A 17,933-nucleotide genomic window follows, 5' to 3' on the forward strand; every position below is an offset into this window, starting at 1 on the left:
AGTCGCTCGGCAGGCCCCACTTCGTGCGGTACTGCTCGGGCGTCAGGCCGTAGGCTGTGTTGAGATGACGCTTGATACTGAAACGCCCGTCAAGTCCACGAAGGACCCGTCTAGTCACCGCGCGGGTCTCACTCCTTGGACACCAGTGGGCCGGCCAGGCTCACCGCGCGTGGACCAGTGTTGCGATGCGGACCTGTTCGGTCCGATCGGTCACTTTCACCCGCGGGCGACCGGTCTCCTCGCCCGAGGCACACTCGTGGGCGTCCAGGGTGTTCCAGCCGGCTTGGTCGACCACGGTCACGCCCCTCCCTGCCAACAGGTCATCGAGCGACTCTTCGGTCGGGTCGGGAAGGCCGCCCGCGGCATAGTCGTCGAGCAGGGTGCGTACGGTCTCCGCGGCGCAGGCGCGGTTGGTGCCGATCACTCCGCTGGGACCGCGCTTCGCCCAGCCCGCGGTGTAGGTGGCCTCGGCCCCGATCACCCGGCCGGCCTCGTGCAGGAAGCGGCCGGTACCCGCCTCGTTCGGGACGCCGGCTACGCCCGCGGAGCGGTAGCCCGTGGCCCGGACCACCAGCCCTGCCTCGACCTCCTCGCCGCTGGCGAAGCGCACTCCGGTGACGGTCTCCGTGCCGAGGATCTCGGTGGGTGTCAGGCCGAAGCGGAGGACGAGCCGCTTCGCGGCGTCCGTACGCGGCCGGGCGGCCAGGTCGCGGAGCAGGTCGGCCTTCTGGAGCGACCCGAAGGTGTGGGCGTTGCGTTCGGTCGTGTCCGCCTCGGTCGGCAGGGCGGTCAGGTCCGCCTCGTCGACCACGACGTCGATGCCCGGGGCGTCGGCCAGCGCCCGCAGCTCCGGGCTGGTGAAGGCGGCGTGCTCGGCGCCGCGGCGGGCGGTGACGACGACCTCGCGGATGCCGCTGGCCGCCAGAGCGGAGAGCGCGGCCGGAGCCAGGTCGGAGGCCGTCAGAGCCGCCTCGTCGGCCAGCAGCAGCCTGGCCAGGTCGAGCGCGACGTTGCCGTTGCCGATGATGACGGCCCGCTCGTGCGCGAGCGGGAAGGTGAGCTCGGCTCGGTCGGGATGGCCGTTGTACCAACCGACGAGCTCCGCCGCCGAGGTCGAGCCGGGCAGCTCCTCCCCCGGCAGGCCGAGGCTGCGGCCCTCGCCCGCGCCGGTGGTGTAGACGACCGCGTGGTGGGCGCCGAGCAGCTCCTCGTGGGTGACGTCGCGTCCGATCTCGACGTTGTAGCGCGTCCGCACGCGGCGGTGGCGGGCCGTCTTCGCGAACCCGGAGACGATCGCCTTGGTGTCCAGGTGGTCCGGTGCGACGCCGTAGCGGACCAGGCCGTAAGGGGTCGCGAGCCGGTCGATGACGGTGATCTCGACGTCGCAGCGGCGGGTGGCAGCGAGCTCCTCGGCGACGTACCAACCGGCCGGACCGGCCCCGACCACGGCCACCTTGAGCGGTCCGTTGCCGGTGATCTTGGGGGCCAGCGACGGCAGCGGCGCGGGCTCCTCCTGCTCGCCGGTGAACTCGAAGAAGGCGGCGTTGATGTCGACGTAGGGCGCGAACGCGTCCGGGACCTCGTAGTCGGGGAAGATCGCGTTGACCGGGCAGGCGTCCTCGCACGCGCCGCAGTCGATGCACTCGTCGGGGTGGACGTAGAGCATCTCGGCGGCGCCGAAGCCCGGCTCGTCGGGCCCGGGATGGATGCAGTCGACCGGGCAGACCTCCACGCAGGAGGCGTCGTTGCAGCACGACTGGGTGATGACGTACGTCATGAGCGCTGAGCCTTCCGCTGAGCCTTCCGCTGAGCCTTCCGCTGAGCCTTCCGCTGAGCCATCCGCTGGGCCTTCCCGATCGTCTCCTCGACGACCGTGTTCATCCTGGCACCGTTCGGCCATCCCGCGTAGTGGCTCAGGAACACCACGATCTCGCGCAGCTCGTCCTCGGAGAGCTCGCCGTTGGCGTACGCCGCGGGCACCTGGATCCCGAGCACGTCCGCCGCACCCTGCCCGGCGAGCAGGCCGATCAGCAGGAGCCGGCGGTCGCGGGTGGTCAGGCCCGGGCGCTGCCAGATGTCCCCGAAGAGATGGTCGGCGGTGTAGCGGAAGAAGTCGCCCTCGCCGTCGGCCATGTCGAAGCCGTAGACCTCCTCCATCTTGCGCAGCCCCTTGGCGCGCTGCTCGGGAAGGTCGGCGAACTTGTCGATGCCATCACTCATGTGCTCTGAAGTCATGTGTCCGTTCCTTGTTCAGTCCTTGGGCAGCCCGAGCCCCAGCGCCAGGCGCTCGAGCGCGAGCCGGGCGAGCGGCACCTCGACGCCGAGCTCGTCGGCGAGCGCGATCGCGAAGCCGAGGTCCTTCTCCCCCAGCGCGACCACGTGGCCGAAGACGCCGTGCCAGAAGTCGGTCTCCTCGATCGGCGCGGTGGTGTCGCGGTGCATGATCGCGCCCGGGCCACCGGTGATCGCGTCGGTGTGGCGTACGACCTCACCGAGCGCCACCAGGTCGAGCCCCGCCGCCTCGGCGAGCCGCTGGGCCTCGGTGGCGGCGGTGAAGGAAGCGAAGTGGAGCAGGTTGCGGGCCAGCTTGAACCTCGTCCCGGCGCCAACCGGGCCGGCATGGACCACCTTGGAGCCCATCGCGGCCAGGACCGGGCCGGCCGCTGCGTACGCCTCCGGGCTGCCGCCCACGAGGATGGCCAGGGTGCCAACGGCTGCCCCCATCGGGCCGCCGGAGACGGGGGCATCGAGCACGTTCACCCCGTGCGGCTCGGCGGTCGCCGCGAGCTCGGCCGGTGTCTCCGGGGCCACCGTGGAGTGCACCAGGACCGTCAGTGGGTCGTGCCCCGGACGGTCACCCACAGACGTGAGCACCTCGGCGAGCACCTGGCGCACCTGGTCGTCGTCGCGCACCATCACGCTGAGTACGTCGACGGCCGAGGCCAGCTCGGCGACCGAGCCGGCCGCCTTCGCACCGGCGGCACCGAGCTCGGCGACGGGCTCCTCGGCGATGTCGTGCACCCACAGCTCGATCCCGTCCGTGCCGGCGAGCTGGAGCGCCATCGGCTTGCCGATGTTGCCGAGCCCGACGAACCCGGCGCGCGTCCTGGGCACCGCGGTCACAGCCGGAACGTCCCGCCGCCGTCGACGGCGATGATCTGTCCGGAGATCCACGAGGAGTCCTCGGAGAGGAGGAACTTCGCGGTCCCGACCATGTCCTCGGTGGTGCCGAGGCGCTTGATCGCCATCTGCTTCGTCATCTCCTTGGCCGCGTCACCGGCCTGGGTGCGGGTCGCCTCGGTGTCGGTCGGCCCCGGCGCGATCGCGTTGACCCGGATGTTCATCCCACCGAGCTCGTGGGCGAGCTGCTGAGTCAAGCCGTTGATGCCGACCTTGGCCAGACCATAGAAGCCGGAGTAGAGGTAGGCGGCGGTCGAGGACTGGTTGACGATCGCCCCACCGCCCCGCTTCTGCATCGCCGGGTAGGCCGCGCGGGTCATCACGAGGGCCCCGTTGAGGTTCACGCTCATGAACTTCTCGTAGTAGTCCCAGTCGACGGTGATCAGCAGGTCGAAGGCCATGTCGCCGTAGATCGCGGCGTTGTTGATCAGCCCGTCGATCCCGCCGTACGCCTCGGTCGTCTCGGCCACCAGCGCGGCCGCCGACGCGTGGTCGGAGACGTCGCAGCGTACGAACCTGGCGACGCCGCCGGCCGCCTCGATCTCCTTGGCGACCTGCTGCCCCTTCTCCTCGTTCAGGTCGGCGACGACGACGGCGGCTCCCTCGGCGGCCAGCCCCTTGGCGTACGCCTCGCCGATCCCCTGGGCGGCGCCGGTGACGACGATGACCTTGTCCTTGAACCTCATGGTCTCTCCTGTGCTCATGCCGGCTCCGCGATCAACTTGGTCTCGAGGTACTCCTCGAAGCCTTCGACGCCCATCTCCCGGCCGAGGCCGGACTGCTTGTAGCCGCCGAAGGGGGCGTCGGGGCCGAACCACTGGCCGCCGTTGACACCGATGGTGCCGGTGCGGATCCGGGCGGCGACCGACTTCGCGCGCTCCAGCGACCCGGATTCCACGGAGCCGGAGAGGCCGTAGGGCGAGTCGTTGGCGATGCGTACGGCATCGTCGTCGCCGTCGTGCGGGATCACCGTGAGCACGGGGCCGAAGATCTCCTCGCGGGCGACGCGGGCGGAGTTGTCGAGGCCGGCGACGACGGTGGGCTGGATCCAGAAGCCGCCGGCGAGGTCGCCGTCCTGGACCGCGACCGCGCCACCGGTCGCGATGCGGCCGCCCTCCTCCTCGGCGAGCGCGAGGTAGCCGAGGATCCGGTCGCGCTGGACCGCGGAGATCACCGGGCCACAGATCGTGCCGGCATCGGCCGGGTCGCCCGCGCCGAGGGAGGACATCGTCGCGGCGGCCGCCTCGACGGCTGCGTCGTAAGAGTCGCGAGGCACCAGCAGCCGGGTGGTCAGAGCACAGCCCTGACCTGCGTGGACGGCTACCGAGAAAGCCGCCATCGAGGCGGCCGAGGCGATGTCGGCGTCGTCGAGGACGATCGCCGCGGACTTGCCGCCGAGCTCGAGGAAGACCTTCTTCAGGCTGGGCGCAGCGGCCGCCATGATCGCCCGGCCGGTGGCCGTGGATCCGGTGAAGGAGACCAGGTCGACCCGCGGGTCCTCGGCCAGCATCGCGGCCACCCGGTTGTCGCGCGGGGTGACGACGTTGAAGACGCCCGGCGGGAGATCGGTGTGCTCGGCCGCCAGCCGGCCCAGCTCCGCGGCCAGCCATGGCGTGTCCGGGGCGGGCTTCAGGATCACCGTGTTTCCCGCCGCCAGCGCCGGTCCGATCTTGGCGAGGTTGATCTGGTTGGGGAAGTTCCACGGCGTGATCGCGGCGACCACGCCGACGGCCTCGCGCCGCACCGTACGCCGCGAGGAGATCCCCATCGTGACCCCGACGCCGAGGTCCCGCTCCCACTCGAAGGACTCGGCGAGCTCGATGGTCCACTTCAACGTCTCGACCGGGGTGTCGAACTGCGGCCCGGCCACCAGGAACGCGGGCGCGCCGACCTCGGCGGTGGTCAGCTCGCGCAGAGCCTCGGCGTTGTCGAGGATCGCCTGGTGGAGCTGGCGCAGGCACCGGATCCGGTACGCCACGTCGGTCGACCAGTCGGTCTCGTCGAAGGCCTTCCGCGCGGCCGCGATGGCGGCGTCCATGTCCTCGGCCGTCGAGTCGGGCGCGCGCCCGATCTCCTGCCCTGTGGCCGGGTTGAGGATGGCGTACGTCTCGCCGGAGCTGGCCGCGCCGAGCTTGCCGTCGACGAGCTGCTGGGCGGGCGGGTTGGTGGGGATGCGCGTCATCTCGGCAGCTCCTGGGTGACGAAGTTCCCGGCCGCCACCGGCGGCGGCCAGACGGTCGAGGGCAGGTCGGCGAGGCGGTAGTGGCCGGGCTGCTCGATGCCGTTCAGCGACATCCGCTCCAGCAGCCCGGCGGTCGCCTTCTTCGCCTTGACGATGTCGAGGAAGGTGGTCGCGGTCGACCCGAGGTCGAACCAGTCCCGCTGCCAGGCGAACTCCAGCCCGTCGCCGTCGGGCCGCGGTGCGACCCCGAACCAGGAGCCGCCGATCCCGAGGATCTCGTACTCCTCGCCGGTCGCGTCGTCGACGATCCCGGCCCGCTGCCGCCAGAAGCCGATCACCATGGCGTTGACGTCATCGATGACCGTCGCCTGGTAGTCGTAGTGCCAGCCCTCGAGCCCGGCCATCTCGGTGCCGAGCGCCCACTCCCGAATCTGCTCGCGGCCCACCGCCATGAAGTGCTCGTCCGGCGTGTACATCCAGCCGTACGTCGCGTCCTCGGCATACACGTCGGCCAGCGGCGACCAGTTGCCGTCGGCCTCCGCCTTCCGGTTGAGGTCGAGCCAGTGGGCCCAGAACTCCTCGATCTCGGCGCGGTCCATTCAGTCCTCCAGATTGAGAGCGAAAGCGGGGCAGTACTTCACGGCCGCACGCGCGGCGGGAAGCTGCTCCTCGGACGGTTCGGTGATGCGTAGGACGACCTGATAGCTGTCGTCGTCGAAGGCGAAGAGCTCCGGGGCCTCGGCGAGGCACTCCTGGTGCCCCTGGCAGAGCCCCAGGTCAGCAGCGATTCTCACGGCGACCGCCTCCGGTAGCGGACCCGGCAGGGCTGCTGGAGCTGGATCACCATCTTGGTGAAGTCGTCGGCGTACGACTCGAGCGGCTGCGCCGCCTCGAACGAGTAGTCGCGCAGGATGACCGAGAAGATGGCCTTCATCTGCATCATCGCGAACGCGTTGCCGACGCAGCGGTGCTTGCCCGCGCCGAACGGGATCCAGGTCCAGCGGTTCTGCATGTCCTCCTGGCGCGGGTCGATGTAGCGGCTCGGGTCGAAGGACGCATGCCTAGGGAAGTCGGCCTCGATCCGGTTGGAGACCCGTGGCGAGGCGGCGAGCAGGGTGCCGGCCGGGATGGTCTCGCCGAGCAGCTCGAAGTCCTCGCGCACCAGCCGCATCAGGATGATCAGGGGCGGGTGCAGCCGCAGCGTCTCCTTGAGCGCCGCCTCGAGCACCGGGATGGAGCGCAGGGCCTGGAAGGAGACGTCGCTGCCGTCGGCGTACAGCTCGTCGAGCTCTTGGACGACATCGCCCATGACCTCGGGGTTCCGCAGCAGCTCGATCATCGCCCATGAGGCCGTGCCCGAGGACGTGTGGTGGCCGGCGAACATCATCGAGATGAAGACCCCGGTGATGGTGTCGGTGTCCATCTCGATCGAGATGAGCACGTCGAGGAGGTCGCGCTCCTCGCGAGCGACCTTGCCCCCATTTTCCTTGGCCCGCGCGACCCGCTTGTCGATGATCGCCTGGACCAGCGCGACGAGCTTCTCCCGGGCGGCATCGCGCATCCGGAAGCTCTCGATGTCGGCGTAGGCGTCGACGTACGCGATGGCGTCCGTGCCGTGCTCCAGCTCGTGATAGTGCTGGGCGAAGGAGGAGTCGAGCTCCTCGCGGAACGGCTTCCCGACCAGGCACGCCGAGGTGGTGTAGATGGTCAGCTCGGCGAAGAAGTCGAGCAGGTCGATCTCGCCCTCGTCGCCCCAGCCGGCGATCATCCGGCGGATCTCGGCCTCGATCGTCTGCGCGTGCCCGCGCATCATGTCGCCGCGCAGCGCCTGGTTCTTCAGCATCTGCTGCCGCTCCTCCGGAGAGGCGTCGAAGACGACGCCCTTGCCGAAGATCGGCGTCATGAACGGGTACGCGGCCGCCTGGTCGAGCACCTCGTCGGGCGCCCGGAAGAACGCCTCGTTGGCCTCGGCTCCGGTGACCAGGACGACGTCCTTGTCGGCGAGCCGAAAGCGCCCGAGGTCGCCGCACTCCTCGCGGACGCGGGTGAACAGCGAGATCGGGTCGACCCGCATCTCCGGCAGATGTCCGGTGCCGCGGATGATCTCGGGGACGCTGGGGTCCTGGTCGTCCAGGACGGTGGAGACGGTGGGGATCGTCATCGTGGCTCCTGCACAGGGGCTTCGGGGTTGACGTCGATGGTGCTGATGTGGACTCCGCGCTTGGCGGTCACGACCGATGTGATCGCGTCGGCCAGCGCCCGGGCCTTGAGGAAGTGTGGGTGGCGCGCGAGGCCCCATCTGACCCACTGCTCCAGCACGAAGCCGCCGAGCTCGGCGGGCCACTCGTTGCCGATGTCGGAGTGGGTGGGACCGGGTCGCACGATGGAGGCCCGGACGCCGGTGCCCTCGAGCTCCATCTGGAGCGCGTTGATCATGCCTTCCAGGCCCCACTTGGAGGCTGCGTACGCTCCCATGAACGGCCGCGGCTTCACCGCCACGTCGGAGGAGAGGAAGACCAGGTCGCCGCGCTGCCGCTCGATCATCCCGGGCCCGAAGGCGCGCAGGATCCGGTGGGCGCCGAGCAGGTTGATGTCGACCTGGCCGCCGAAGGTCTCGGTGGAGACGTCGACGGTGGCTCCCGGATGGGTGACGCCGGCGTTGCTGACCACGACCTCGATCTCGCCAAGGTCGGCGACCGCCTTCGCGGCGAACTCGGCGACCGACTCGTCCGAGGTCACGTCGAGGGGATGCGCGACCGCCTCTCCCCCGTCGGCCCGGATCGCGGCGGCGATCTCCTCGACCCGGTCGAGCCGCCGGGCACCGAGCGCGACCGGGAAACCTTCCGTGGCCAGCGCTTTCGCGGTCTCCGCGCCGATCCCGGAGGAGGCGCCGGTGATCACCGCCGGGCGGCGGTCGGGCTGTGCGTACTTGCTCATCGGACCGTCCTCCAGGCGAACGTGACGGGCAGCTCGGCGAACCCACGCACGCTGGTGGAGTGCACGCGGACAGCACGGTCGGCGTGGACCTCGAAGCCAGACGTACGCCGCACCAGCTCCGCCAGCACGACGCGAGCCTCCAGCCGGGCGAGGTTGGCGCCGAGACAGAAGTGCCGGCCGACGCCGAAGCTCATGATCCTGCCGAGCTCGTCGGAGGGGCGATGGATGTCGAAGACGTCCGGGGCGGTGAAGACGCGCTCGTCGCGATTGGCCGAGCCGAGCAGCACGAGCAGCTTCGACCCGGCAGGGACGACCTGGCCGTGGAGCTCGACGTCCTCGGCGACGTAGCGGGCCAGCATCTGGCTGGAGGTGTCGTGGCGCAGGGTCTCCTCGATCCATGCGCCCACCGGCGCGGTGTCCTCGGGATCGGCGAAGACCTCGGCGAGCTGAGACGGGTGGGCGCCGAGGTGGAAGAGCGCGTTGCCGAGCAGCTTGGTGGTCGTCTCGTTGCCGGCCACGACCATCAGGAACAGGAACGCGATCACCTCGTGGTCGAGCAGCCGGTCGCCGTCGACCTCGGCCTCGATGAGTGCCGAGGTGAGGTCCTCGCTGGGCTGCTTGCGCCGCTGCGCGACCATCTCGGCGTAGTAGCCGATCAGCTCGAGCGCGGCTGTCATCCCGGCCTCCGGTACGTCGCGTACGCCGTCCTCACGGTGCACCACCAGGTCAGCCAGGCGGCGCACCTCGTCGCGGTCGGCGACGGGGACGCCCATCATCTCCGAGATGACGTCCATCGGGAGCTTGCCGGCGAGCTCGGCGATCCAGTCCGCCTCTCCGGTCTCGGCGCAGGCCGCGATCAGCGCGTCGAGGTAGTGGTCGGCGAGCGCCTGGATCTGCGGGGTGAGCTCGCGTACGCGGCGCGGGGTGAAACCGGCCGAGACAAGCTTGCGCAGCCGGGTCTGCTCCTTGCCGTCCAGAGCCAGGAAGGACATCACCCGATGGGCGTCGGTGTTCCAGGCGCTGGCGTCGAGCGAGACCCCCATCCGGTTGGAGAAGGTGACGTCGTTCTTCACCGCGGCGTGCACGTCGGCATGCCGGGAGAGCGCCCAGAAGTCGTCGGAGGCGTTGTAGTAGAGCGGCGCCTCGTCCCGCAGCCGGGCATAGACCGGGTAGGGGTCCTCGTGGAAGTCGTAGTCGTAGGGGTCGAAGATCTCGGTGGTGGTGCTCGTCATCTCACTCCTTACCGACGATCACGGCGACGACCGGGGCGAGCCGGTCGGCCATCTCGTCGTAGGTCATCAGGCCCATGCCCGCCTGCAGCAGCGCCCCGGAGAAGGCGAGCAGCAGGGCTTCGCGCTCGGCCTCGGCCGCACCCTCGCCGAGCGCCGCCTCGAACCGGGCAGCGAACTCGGCCCCGATCCGCAGCCGCAGCCGCTCGACATCGGAGTCGCTGCCCAGCAGCGCCGGGGTGACCGCCGCCGCGAGCGCCGGCTCCTCCGCGATCCGGGTCGTGAGGCCGCGTACGGCCGCCTGCACCCGCTCCACGCGGGATCCGGTCTCCTCGACCGCCGGCGTCTCGGCCAGATGGCGCCAGAAGAGCTCGGCGAAGAGATGGTTCTTGGAGGCGAGGTAGGTGTACGCCGTGGCCGGGGAGACCCCGGCCCGGGCAGCGACCGAACGGACGGTCAGTGCCTCGTGCCCCACTTCGCGCAGCTCGGCCAGACCTGCGGCGAACACTCGCTCGACCGTCTCCGCCTGGCGGGTGCTCGTTGCGCTGGACACGTGTCCAGATTAGAACACGTTCTCGTTTCGGGCAAGGGGGTGACCACGACGGAATCGGAGTCCCGTTGTGCCCGGTTCAGGCCCCGGGCGGAAGCCTGGTGAAGTCGGGCTCCCGCCCCTCGGCGAAGGCGACGAGCGCCTCGATGTTGGCGGGACCGCCGAGCAGCTCGGCGAACTTGGCGTTCTCGAGCTCCCGGGCAGCCTCGATCCCAGGGCGCAGCGACGCGGTCATCGTCTCCTTGACCGCGACCAGGCTGCTGATCGGCCTCGCAGCGAGGGTGGCGGCGTGACCCCAGGCGACCTCGAGAAGCTCCTCTGGCTCGGTGACCCGCCAGACGAGCCCCATCTCGTGGGCCTCCTCGGCACTGAACCACTCCCCCGACATCAGCATCCAGGCGGCGTTCTGGCGGCCGATCAGCCGCGGGAACAGGAAGCTCGAGGCCGCCTCCGGCGCGACCCCGAGCGTGGTGAACGGCGTCTTGAACCTCGCCTTCGTCGAGGCGAGGACCAGGTCGGCGAAGCCCAGGAGCGTCACGCCGATGCCGAGACCCAGCCCGTTGACGGCGACGACCAGCGGCTTGGAGAACGCCGCCAGGGAGTCGACCAGGCCGATGAACCCGTGGGCGGCGCTCTCGTCGCCACCCGAGGCGGTCTCCTTCATCTCGATCAGGTCGGTGCCCGCCGAGAAGGCCCGGCCGGTCCCGGTCAGCAGCACGACCGCCACCTCCGGGTCCTCGTCGGCCTCGCGAAGCGCCTCGGCGAGAGCGACGTAGAGCGCCTGGCTGAACGCGTTGAGCTGGTCGGGACGGTCGAGGGTGAGCGTACGGACGCGATCGCGGTCCTGGCTCAGCAGCAGGTCGGACATCTATGCCCCCAGGATCAGGTCGGCGGCGCGCTCCCCGATCATGATCGAGGGCGCGTTGGTGTTGCCACCGGTGATCGAGGGCATCACGCTCGCGTCGGCGACGCGCAGGCCGTCGATGCCCAACACCCGCAGCGACGGGTCGACCACGGCGCGCTCGTCCGACCCCATCCGGCAGGTGCCGACGCCGTGGTAGACGCTGTGCACAATGTTGGGCAGCAGCTCACGGGTCGCCTCATCGGTGGCGTACGACGGGCCGGGCGAGATCTCGCCCTGGTTGTCCCCGAGACCGACCATCATCTCGCGCACCTTCGCGATCCCGTCCAGGAGCACCTCGGTGTCCTTGCCCGACGTCAGGTAGGCCGGGTCGAGCAGCGGGTGCGCGAGCGGGTCGGCGCTGGCCAGGCGTACGGTGCCGCGGCTCTCCGGGTAGATCAGCGTGGGCAGGATGCACAGTCCGGGCTTGCTCGTCGGCGGCCGGATGGCCTTGTCGCCGTCCTGGTTCGGGAACGGGTAGACCCAGTAGAGGACGTGCAGCTGCAGGTCGGGGACCTGATCGGCCAAGGCGCTGCGTACGAACCCGAAGGCCTCGAACTGCGAGCCGGCAGCCCAGCCCTTGCGGGTGAGCCGCGACTTCGCGAAGCCAGCGGCGAAGTAGGCCGGCGTGGGCCGCCGCAGCGCCGAATCCATCCGGAACGAGACCGGCACGAAGAGGTGGTCGTGGAAGTTGTCGCCGACGGGAAGGTCGGCGTGGACCTGGATGCCGTGGTCGCGGAGGTGGCCGGAATGACCGATTCCGGAGAGCATCAGCAGGTGCGGTGAGCCGTAGACGCCGGCCGCCACGATGACCTCGCGGGTCGCCCGGATGGTCTGCTCGTCGCCGTCGGCACCGACGACCTCGACGCCGGTGGCGCGCGAGCCCTCGATCCGTACGCGGGTGACCTGGGCCTTGGTCAGGATCAGCAGGTTGTCCAGCGGCTGCTCGCGCAGGTAGGCCTTCGAGGCCGAGTAGCGGCGCCCCTCGGACGCGCTGAGCTGGACGACGCCGACACCCTCCTGCTCCTTGCCGTTGTAGTCGTCGAGCGCGCTGACCCCGAGCCGCTTGGGCGCCTCGTCGAGCCAGGTCTGCGTCGCCGGGGTGAGGTCCTTCTGGTAGCGCACCTTCACCGGCCCGCCCTGGCCGCGGAACTCGTCGCCGCCGCCCTCGAAGTCCTCCATCCGCTTGAACGCCGGGAGCACGTCGTCGTAGGACCATCCGGTCGCGCCGTCGGCCGCCCAGTCGTCGAAGTTCTGGCGGTTGCCGCGCACCCAGAGCATGCCGTTGATCGAGGACGAGCCGCCCAGCACCTTGCCGCGGGTCATCGGGATGACCCGGTCGAGGGCGGCGCTCTGCGGGACCGACTTGTAGCCCCAGTCGACCAGCTTCTTCAGCTGTGGCGTGGAGAGCATCGCGGCGACCGCGCCGGGGAGCTCGAGCAGGTTCTTGATCCCGAAGGCGGTGTCCTTGGTTCCCGCCTCGATCACGATCACGCTGGCACCGCTCTCGGCCAGCCTGCGAGCGGTGGCGCAGCCCGCACTCCCGGCGCCTACGACGATGTAGTCGGCTTCCATGTTCACTTCTCTCTCCCGTTGATCCCTTCCGCAAAGACTAGAACACGTTCTACTGTTGTGTCATGCGCCACGGCATCGTCCTGTTCACCTCGGACCGCGGCATCGCGCCCGCCGAGCTCGCCACCGCCGCCGAGGAGCGTGGCTTCGACACGTTCTACGTGCCCGAGCACACCCACATCCCGGTGCGCCGCGACGCCCTGCACCCCACCGGCGGCGCCGAGCTCCCCGACGACCGCTACCTGCGTACGCTCGACCCCTGGGTCACCCTCGGGACCTGCGCCGCGGTCACCTCGCGGATCGGGCTCTCCACGGCCGTCGCACTGCCGGTCGAGTCCGACCCGATCACGCTCGCCAAGACGATCGCGACCCTCGACCACCTCTCCGGCGGCCGGGTCTCGCTCGGGGTCGGATTCGGCTGGAACACCGACGAACTCGCCGACCACGGCATCCCGGGCGACCGCAAGCGCACCGCACTGAAGGAGTACCTGGAGGCGATGCGGGCGCTGTGGACCGAGGAGGAGGCGGCCTATCAGGGCGACTTCGTCTCCTTCGGCCCATCCTGGGCCTACCCGAAGCCACCGCAGGGCCGGATCCCGACGATCGTCGGCGCCGGCGGCGGCCCCAAGACGCTGCGCTGGATCGCCCGCAACGCGGAGGGCTGGATGTCGACCCCGACCGAGGCCGGCATCGGCGACAAGGTGAAGACGCTGCAGGACGAGTGGGAGTCGGCGGGCCGCGAGGGCAAGCCCGAGGTACGCGTCCTCGTCGCGAAGCGGCCGACACCCGACGACCTGGCCGAGTGGTCGGTGGCCGACGAGCTGATCTGGGGCGTCCCCGACACCGAGCCGGCAGGCGTGCTCACCTACCTCGACAAGCTGGCGGGCAGGCTCGACCTCGGCTGATCAGCCCAGCCGCTCGCGCAGGAAGCCGACGATCCGCGCCAGGCCGCCTCGCGAGGCCGGCGAGATGCCCGGCAGGGTGAGATAGGCGTGGGTCGCCAGCCGCGGGCAGTGAACGGCGACCTCCACCCCAGCCGTACGCAGCGCGTCGGCGTAGCGCTCGGCGTGCGAGCGCATCGGGTCGAACCGCGCGGTGAGCACCAGCGCGGGCGGCAGACCCGCATGGGACCGCGCTCGCAGCGGCGAGGCCGACCACTCCTCGGCGAGCGACACGTCTTTGCCGAGGTAGTGATCCACGATCCCGCCCAGTCCCGGGCCACGCAGGCCGACGAGATCGACGAGCGGATAGATCAGCACCTGCCCGCGGATCCGAGACTCGCCCTCGTCCCGGGCGCGCAACGCCAGGACCGCGGCCAGCGTGCCACCGGCGCTGTCGCCCAGCACGGCGATCCTCGTCGGATCGGCGCCGAGCTCGTCGGCGTTCGCGACGACCCACGCCAGCACGGCCCAACAGTCCTCGACCGCCGCCGGATAGGGATGCTCCGGAGCGAGCCGGTAGGCCGGCGCGACCACGACCGCCCCGATGCGGGCCGCGATCCGGCCGGCCATCCAGCGCGACTGCTCGGGCGATCCCCAGCACCAGCCGCCACCATGGAATGCCAGCACGATCGGCCGCCCCGAGGCCTGGGCTCGCGGGATGTGGACGCGCAGCCGGATCTCGCCGACCCATGCCTCGCGCACCACCACCCCCGGGTCGTCCACCCCGAACACCCAGGTCAGGCGGCGGTTCGCCAACAGCGCCGCCCGCCGCTGGCGCAGCTCGACCATCCCGTCCACACCGTGATCCTGCACCTCGGCGACGGTCTTCGTCATGACCTACGGCCGACCGGCGGTCGAACGTCACCGCACAGCTCGCACAGACGACGCCCCAGAATAGAACACGTTCTACTATGATCGGCGCATGAGTGACATCAGCGAGATAGAGCAGCTCAAGTACCGCTACGTACGCCTTCTCGACACCAAGCAGTGGGACGAGTTCGCCACCTGCTTCAGCGACGACGCCACCGCCGACTACGCCGGGCTCTCGTTCACCTCGCCCGCCGAGCTGGTCGACTACATGCGGACCAACCTGCCCGCGGAGATCATCACGATGCACCACCTCCACCACCCGGAGATCGCGGTCGACGGCGATGCGGCCACCGGCCGCTGGTATCTCTACGACAAGGTCTTCGCCCCCGCCTACGAGTTCGCCCTCGAAGGCGCCGCCTTCTACGAGGACCGCTACACCCGTACGCCGCTCGGCTGGCGCATCGCTCACACCGGCTACCAGCGCACCTGGGAGCTGACCACCAGTCTGAAGGACCAGCCCAGCGCGAAGTTCACCGGACCCGGCGGACCGGCCACGCACGCCTGAGCACGAGGGTAGGTTCGGCACCATGCGGATCGCCTTCGGAAGCGACGACGAGAACGAGACGACCCGGGCCGTGCTCGCCGAGCTGCGGGAGCGCGGTGACGTCGAGGTCGTCGAGACCGACTCCTGGCCCGACCTCGGCGCCGGCATCGGCCGGGCGGTCGCGGAGGGCCGCGTCGACGTCGGCGTGGTGATGTGCTGGACCGGAACCGGCACGGCGATCGCCGCCAACAAGGTCCCCGGCGTACGCGCCGCCCTCGCCTGGGAGCCCTGGATCGCCCGCAACGCGCGCCTGTGGAACGATGCCAACGTCTTGGCGATGAGCCTCAAGCGCCTCGCCCCCGACGTCGCGGTCGAGGTCACCCGGGCCTTCCTCGACGAGACCGATCCCGACCCCGAGGAAGCGGCCGCGATCAAACGCCTCGACGAGCTGTGAGCGCACCCCGGGAGCCCCGAGGCTGCCCGGTCAGCAGCAGGCGCAGCCCTTGTCGCAGCCATCGTGGCTGGCGAGGGCCCCGGCCGGAGTGCAGCAGACCTCACCGCGCCAGGCGTTGATCCCCTCCCCCACGGCCAGCGCGGCGATGACGAGCGCAGCGACCGAGTCGGCCCACCACCAGCCCCAGGCGCTGTTGGCGAGCAGGCCCACGAGCAGCGCCGCGGACATGTAGGTGCACAGCAGCGTCTGCTTCGAGTCGGCTACGGCGGAGTGGGAGCCGAGCTCGTTGCCGGTGCGGCGCTGGATCCAGGAGGCGGCGGGCATCACGAGCAGGCTCAGCGCGGCGATGCCGATGCCGAGACCGGAGTGGTCGGCGGCGTGCCCGGCGATCAGGCTGGTGACGGCGTCATAGGAGACGAAGGCCGCGAGCCCGAAGAAGGAGAACGCGATGATCCGCAGCGCGACCTTCTCGCGGGCCTCGGGATCGCGGCCGGCGAACTGCCAGGCGACCGCGAGAGCGGAGGAGACCTCGATGACCGAGTCGAGACCGAAGCCGAGCAGTGCCGCCGAGCCGGCGATCGCTCCGGCCGCGATCGCCACCACGGCCTCGATCACGTTGTAGGCGATGGTGAAGGCGACCAGGAGGCGGACCCGTCGCACCAGGACGGCCCTCCGGGACGGATCGGGTCCGCCGATGACATGGATCGGGAGGCCCGAGCTCACCAATTCACCTCATGGCACTGGCGGGTCGGGGCGGTCTCGGTCTGCAGGGTGGCATGCTCGATCTGGTGCCGGGTGGCGAGCGCGCTCTGCGCCTCAGCCAGCACGGCCTGGGCATCGGTGCCCGCATCCAGGACCAGATGCGCGGTGGCGACATGCATCCCGGAGGTCAACGTCCACACATGCAGGTCGTGAACGCCGTCCACGCCCGGGACCGCTTCGAGGTCGGCGACGACCTGGTCGACCTCCATGCCCTCGGGGACGTGCTGGCCAAGGACCGCCAGGACCTGACGGCCCAGAGCGATGGCGCGTACGGCGACGAAGACTCCGATCGCGACGGCGACGGCCGTGTCCCACAGCGGCTGCCCGGTGGCGGCGACCAGCAGTCCGGCCACGATCACACCGACGCTGCCGGCGGCGTCGGCGACCACCTCGAAGTAGGCGCCCTTGAGGTTGAGCGACTCGCTCGCCCCCGCGCGCAGGAGCAGCATCGAGACCAGGTTGACGGCCAGGCCGATCGCACCGACCACGAGCATCGCCCCGGTCTGGACCTCGGATCCCTCCCCGATGCGGCCGATCGCCTCGAGCACGACGTAGACCGCGACCCCGAGCATCACCAGGACGGTCAGCCCGGAGGCGAACACCTCGACCCGGTAGGAGCCGTAGGTGCGGCGACCGGTGGTGTCGGCGCGGGTGGCGATCCGAGTCGCGACCAGCGCCGCACCCAGCGCGACGACGTCCGCGGTCATGTGGCCGGCGTCGGAGATCAGTGCCAGGGACCCCGACCACAGGCCCGCGACGAGCTCGACGACCAGGAACGCCGACACCATGGCGAAGGTGACGGCCAGGCGCCACCGGTGCCTGCCGCCGGCGTGGCCCACCGCGGCGCCGTGACCGTGTCCGTGCCCGTGGCCCATCAGCAGCAGCCCTGCTCGGCGGAGTCGCGGCATGCTTCCGGATCGGTGACCAGGATCAGGTCGTGCAGGTCAGCCAGAGCATGCGCGAGGCGGCCGTCGGCGAGCTCGTAGCGGGTCCGCCTGCCCTCGGGGACGGCGACGACCAGGCCGCAGCCACGCAGGCAGGCCAGGTGGTTCGACATCGACTGGCGCGTCACGCCCAGCGACTCGGACAGCTCGGCCGGGTAGGCCGGACCCTCGCGCAGCTGCATCAGGACCCGGGCCCGGGTGGCGTCGGAGAGGGCGTGCCCGAACCGGGCGAGAGCGTCCAGAGACGATGTGGTGGCGGTGACCATGCCCGCGACAGTACACCGAAACATGTATTCAGCAAAAGCTGAACCAATGGCGGGACGGGTCAGTCCAGCTCCCGGTAGTTGCTGCGGAAGAAGAGCAGCGGCTCTGTGGCGGTGCCCTCCTCGAGGTCCAGGACGCGGCCGACGACGAGATAGTGGTCGCCCTCCTCGTGGACCGAGTGGACCGCGCAGTCGAGATAGCCGACGGCCCCGTCGAGATGCGGGTCGCCGTGGTGGGCCGACGGGGTCCAGGAGATGTCGGCGTACTTGTCCGCGGCACGCGAGGCGAACTGGTTCGAGACGGCCTCCTGGCCGGCGGCGAGGATGTTGACCGAGAAGTGCCCGGCCCGACGGATCCGGGCCCAGGCCCGCGAGGACTTGGTCGGCGCGAAGAGGATCAGCGGCGGCCGCAGCGACACCGAGGAGAACGACTGGCAGGTCATCCCGACCGGGCCTTCCGCGGTCTGCGCGGCGATCACGGTGACCCCTGAGGCGAAGCGGCCCAGCACCGTACGGAACCGGGCGTCCGCCTCCGCGTCGGCAGGGGTCTCCGGTGGAGACGGTGGCGCTTCGAAGTCGAAGCGACCGTGGAAGGACTCGATCAGCTCCGGATGCGGCCAGCTCTCGGCGGCATCGGGAGACATCCCATCAGGCACCTCTATAC

At 70.5% G+C, this 17,933-nt stretch carries 22 protein-coding genes; 3 read left to right on the forward strand and 19 right to left on the reverse strand.

Annotated elements, in window-relative coordinates:
• From ABZU72_RS13860 to ABZU72_RS13925, 14 genes are all read right to left on the reverse strand, one after another.
• Positions 1-118, reverse strand: a 118-nt coding sequence (locus tag ABZU72_RS13860; protein WP_355019548.1) for a MucR family transcriptional regulator, incomplete at its 3' end; no start/stop codon positions are given.
• Positions 119-160: 42 nt separating this feature from the next.
• Positions 161-1,777, reverse strand: a complete 1,617-nt coding sequence (locus ABZU72_RS13865; RefSeq protein ID WP_355019429.1) for an FAD-dependent oxidoreductase — start codon at positions 1,775-1,777, stop codon at positions 161-163.
• Positions 1,774-2,235 carry a carboxymuconolactone decarboxylase family protein gene (locus tag ABZU72_RS13870; protein WP_355019430.1) on the reverse strand — a complete coding sequence of 154 codons (462 nt, stop codon included), beginning with the start codon at positions 2,233-2,235 and terminating at the stop codon, positions 1,774-1,776. The genes ABZU72_RS13865 and ABZU72_RS13870 overlap by 4 nt, the downstream gene beginning before the upstream one ends.
• A 15-nt stretch (positions 2,236-2,250) precedes the next feature.
• Positions 2,251-3,123, reverse strand: coding sequence for an NAD(P)-dependent oxidoreductase (locus ABZU72_RS13875; protein ID WP_355019431.1), 873 nt, complete (start codon positions 3,121-3,123; stop codon positions 2,251-2,253).
• Positions 3,120-3,884 carry an SDR family oxidoreductase gene (locus ABZU72_RS13880; protein WP_355019432.1) on the reverse strand — a complete coding sequence of 255 codons (765 nt, stop codon included), beginning with the start codon at positions 3,882-3,884 and terminating at the stop codon, positions 3,120-3,122. Before ABZU72_RS13880 ends, ABZU72_RS13875 begins: the two co-directional genes overlap by 4 nt.
• Entirely contained in the window at positions 3,881-5,362 is a 1,482-nt protein-coding gene (locus tag ABZU72_RS13885) for an aldehyde dehydrogenase (RefSeq protein ID WP_355019433.1), read from the reverse strand. The genes ABZU72_RS13880 and ABZU72_RS13885 overlap by 4 nt, the downstream gene beginning before the upstream one ends.
• The gene (locus ABZU72_RS13890) at positions 5,359-5,961 is read right to left on the reverse strand and encodes a hypothetical protein (protein ID WP_355019434.1); all 603 of its coding nucleotides are present in this window, start codon (positions 5,959-5,961) and stop codon (positions 5,359-5,361) included. Before ABZU72_RS13890 ends, ABZU72_RS13885 begins: the two co-directional genes overlap by 4 nt.
• A complete protein-coding gene (locus tag ABZU72_RS13895) occupies positions 5,962-6,156 on the reverse strand; it encodes a ferredoxin (protein WP_355019435.1) in 195 nt (64 codons plus the stop codon).
• A complete protein-coding gene (locus tag ABZU72_RS13900) occupies positions 6,153-7,523 on the reverse strand; it encodes a cytochrome P450 (protein ID WP_355019436.1) in 1,371 nt (456 codons plus the stop codon). The genes ABZU72_RS13895 and ABZU72_RS13900 overlap by 4 nt, the downstream gene beginning before the upstream one ends.
• Positions 7,520-8,299 carry an SDR family oxidoreductase gene (locus ABZU72_RS13905; protein WP_355019437.1) on the reverse strand — a complete coding sequence of 260 codons (780 nt, stop codon included), beginning with the start codon at positions 8,297-8,299 and terminating at the stop codon, positions 7,520-7,522. Before ABZU72_RS13905 ends, ABZU72_RS13900 begins: the two co-directional genes overlap by 4 nt.
• On the reverse strand, positions 8,296-9,531 hold the full coding sequence (locus tag ABZU72_RS13910) for a cytochrome P450 (protein ID WP_355019438.1): 1,236 nt from the start codon (positions 9,529-9,531) through the stop codon (positions 8,296-8,298). Before ABZU72_RS13910 ends, ABZU72_RS13905 begins: the two co-directional genes overlap by 4 nt.
• Before the next feature lies 1 nt (position 9,532).
• Positions 9,533-10,081, reverse strand: a complete 549-nt coding sequence (locus ABZU72_RS13915; protein ID WP_355019439.1) for a helix-turn-helix domain-containing protein — start codon at positions 10,079-10,081, stop codon at positions 9,533-9,535.
• A gap of 76 nt (positions 10,082-10,157) precedes the next feature.
• On the reverse strand, positions 10,158-10,946 hold the full coding sequence (locus ABZU72_RS13920; RefSeq protein ID WP_355019440.1) for an enoyl-CoA hydratase-related protein: 789 nt from the start codon (positions 10,944-10,946) through the stop codon (positions 10,158-10,160).
• Complete coding sequence (locus ABZU72_RS13925; RefSeq protein WP_355019441.1) at positions 10,947-12,554, reverse strand: FAD-dependent oxidoreductase; 1,608 nt, start codon at positions 12,552-12,554, stop codon at positions 10,947-10,949.
• Positions 12,555-12,616: 62 nt separating this feature from the next.
• Between ABZU72_RS13925 and ABZU72_RS13930 the strand changes: the two genes are divergently transcribed.
• On the forward strand, positions 12,617-13,456 hold the full coding sequence (locus ABZU72_RS13930) for an LLM class F420-dependent oxidoreductase (protein WP_355019442.1): 840 nt from the start codon (positions 12,617-12,619) through the stop codon (positions 13,454-13,456).
• Here the strand turns inward: ABZU72_RS13930 and ABZU72_RS13935 are convergent, their stop codons facing one another.
• Positions 13,457-14,326, reverse strand: a complete 870-nt coding sequence (locus ABZU72_RS13935) for an alpha/beta hydrolase (RefSeq protein ID WP_355019443.1) — start codon at positions 14,324-14,326, stop codon at positions 13,457-13,459.
• Positions 14,327-14,414: 88 nt separating this feature from the next.
• Between ABZU72_RS13935 and ABZU72_RS13940 the strand changes: the two genes are divergently transcribed.
• Both ABZU72_RS13940 and ABZU72_RS13945 read left to right on the forward strand, forming a co-directional pair.
• Positions 14,415-14,867, forward strand: coding sequence for a nuclear transport factor 2 family protein (locus tag ABZU72_RS13940; RefSeq protein WP_355019444.1), 453 nt, complete (start codon positions 14,415-14,417; stop codon positions 14,865-14,867).
• Between the two features lie 22 nt (positions 14,868-14,889).
• On the forward strand, positions 14,890-15,300 hold the full coding sequence (locus ABZU72_RS13945) for an RpiB/LacA/LacB family sugar-phosphate isomerase (protein WP_355019445.1): 411 nt from the start codon (positions 14,890-14,892) through the stop codon (positions 15,298-15,300).
• 30 nt (positions 15,301-15,330) lie between these two features.
• Here the strand turns inward: ABZU72_RS13945 and ABZU72_RS13950 are convergent, their stop codons facing one another.
• The 4 genes from ABZU72_RS13950 to ABZU72_RS13965 are packed head-to-tail and all read right to left on the reverse strand — an operon-like array spanning position 15,331 to position 17,913.
• On the reverse strand, positions 15,331-16,023 hold the full coding sequence (locus ABZU72_RS13950; RefSeq protein ID WP_355019446.1) for a cation transporter: 693 nt from the start codon (positions 16,021-16,023) through the stop codon (positions 15,331-15,333).
• Positions 16,020-16,970 (reverse strand): cation diffusion facilitator family transporter, encoded by a 951-nt coding sequence (locus ABZU72_RS13955; protein WP_355019447.1) that lies wholly within the window; start codon positions 16,968-16,970, stop codon positions 16,020-16,022. Before ABZU72_RS13955 ends, ABZU72_RS13950 begins: the two co-directional genes overlap by 4 nt.
• On the reverse strand, positions 16,937-17,272 hold the full coding sequence (locus tag ABZU72_RS13960) for a metalloregulator ArsR/SmtB family transcription factor (RefSeq protein ID WP_141804731.1): 336 nt from the start codon (positions 17,270-17,272) through the stop codon (positions 16,937-16,939). The genes ABZU72_RS13955 and ABZU72_RS13960 overlap by 34 nt, the downstream gene beginning before the upstream one ends.
• Positions 17,273-17,331: 59 nt before the next feature.
• Positions 17,332-17,913: a flavin reductase family protein gene (locus ABZU72_RS13965; RefSeq protein WP_160023260.1), complete on the reverse strand. Its 582-nt coding sequence runs from the start codon at positions 17,911-17,913 to the stop codon at positions 17,332-17,334.
• Between the last annotated feature and the right edge of the window lie 20 nt (positions 17,914-17,933).

The organism is Nocardioides sp. NPDC004968 (assembly GCF_040608935.1).
Lineage (GTDB): Bacteria > Actinomycetota > Actinomycetes > Propionibacteriales > Nocardioidaceae > Nocardioides.

Excerpts from the sequence above, each read along its gene's own strand:
- ABZU72_RS13920 (WP_355019440.1), bottom strand. The coding sequence starts at position 10,946 with ATGTCCGACCTGCTGCTGAGCCAGGACCGCGATCGCGTCCGTACGCTC.
- ABZU72_RS13880 (WP_355019432.1), bottom strand. The coding sequence starts at position 3,884 with ATGAGCACAGGAGAGACCATGAGGTTCAAGGACAAGGTCATCGTCGTC.
- ABZU72_RS13870 (WP_355019430.1), bottom strand. The coding sequence starts at position 2,235 with ATGACTTCAGAGCACATGAGTGATGGCATCGACAAGTTCGCCGACCTT.
- ABZU72_RS13925 (WP_355019441.1), bottom strand. The coding sequence starts at position 12,554 with ATGGAAGCCGACTACATCGTCGTAGGCGCCGGGAGTGCGGGCTGCGCC.
- ABZU72_RS13930 (WP_355019442.1), top strand. The coding sequence starts at position 12,617 with ATGCGCCACGGCATCGTCCTGTTCACCTCGGACCGCGGCATCGCGCCC.
- ABZU72_RS13945 (WP_355019445.1), top strand. The coding sequence starts at position 14,890 with ATGCGGATCGCCTTCGGAAGCGACGACGAGAACGAGACGACCCGGGCC.
- ABZU72_RS13910 (WP_355019438.1), bottom strand. The coding sequence starts at position 9,531 with ATGACGAGCACCACCACCGAGATCTTCGACCCCTACGACTACGACTTC.
- ABZU72_RS13955 (WP_355019447.1), bottom strand. The coding sequence starts at position 16,970 with ATGCCGCGACTCCGCCGAGCAGGGCTGCTGCTGATGGGCCACGGGCAC.
- ABZU72_RS13900 (WP_355019436.1), bottom strand. The coding sequence starts at position 7,523 with ATGACGATCCCCACCGTCTCCACCGTCCTGGACGACCAGGACCCCAGC.
- ABZU72_RS13935 (WP_355019443.1), bottom strand. The coding sequence starts at position 14,326 with ATGACGAAGACCGTCGCCGAGGTGCAGGATCACGGTGTGGACGGGATG.
- ABZU72_RS13890 (WP_355019434.1), bottom strand. The coding sequence starts at position 5,961 with ATGGACCGCGCCGAGATCGAGGAGTTCTGGGCCCACTGGCTCGACCTC.
- ABZU72_RS13865 (WP_355019429.1), bottom strand. The coding sequence starts at position 1,777 with ATGACGTACGTCATCACCCAGTCGTGCTGCAACGACGCCTCCTGCGTG.
- ABZU72_RS13905 (WP_355019437.1), bottom strand. The coding sequence starts at position 8,299 with ATGAGCAAGTACGCACAGCCCGACCGCCGCCCGGCGGTGATCACCGGC.
- ABZU72_RS13965 (WP_160023260.1), bottom strand. The coding sequence starts at position 17,913 with ATGTCTCCCGATGCCGCCGAGAGCTGGCCGCATCCGGAGCTGATCGAG.
- ABZU72_RS13885 (WP_355019433.1), bottom strand. The coding sequence starts at position 5,362 with ATGACGCGCATCCCCACCAACCCGCCCGCCCAGCAGCTCGTCGACGGC.
- ABZU72_RS13960 (WP_141804731.1), bottom strand. The coding sequence starts at position 17,272 with ATGGTCACCGCCACCACATCGTCTCTGGACGCTCTCGCCCGGTTCGGG.
- ABZU72_RS13940 (WP_355019444.1), top strand. The coding sequence starts at position 14,415 with ATGAGTGACATCAGCGAGATAGAGCAGCTCAAGTACCGCTACGTACGC.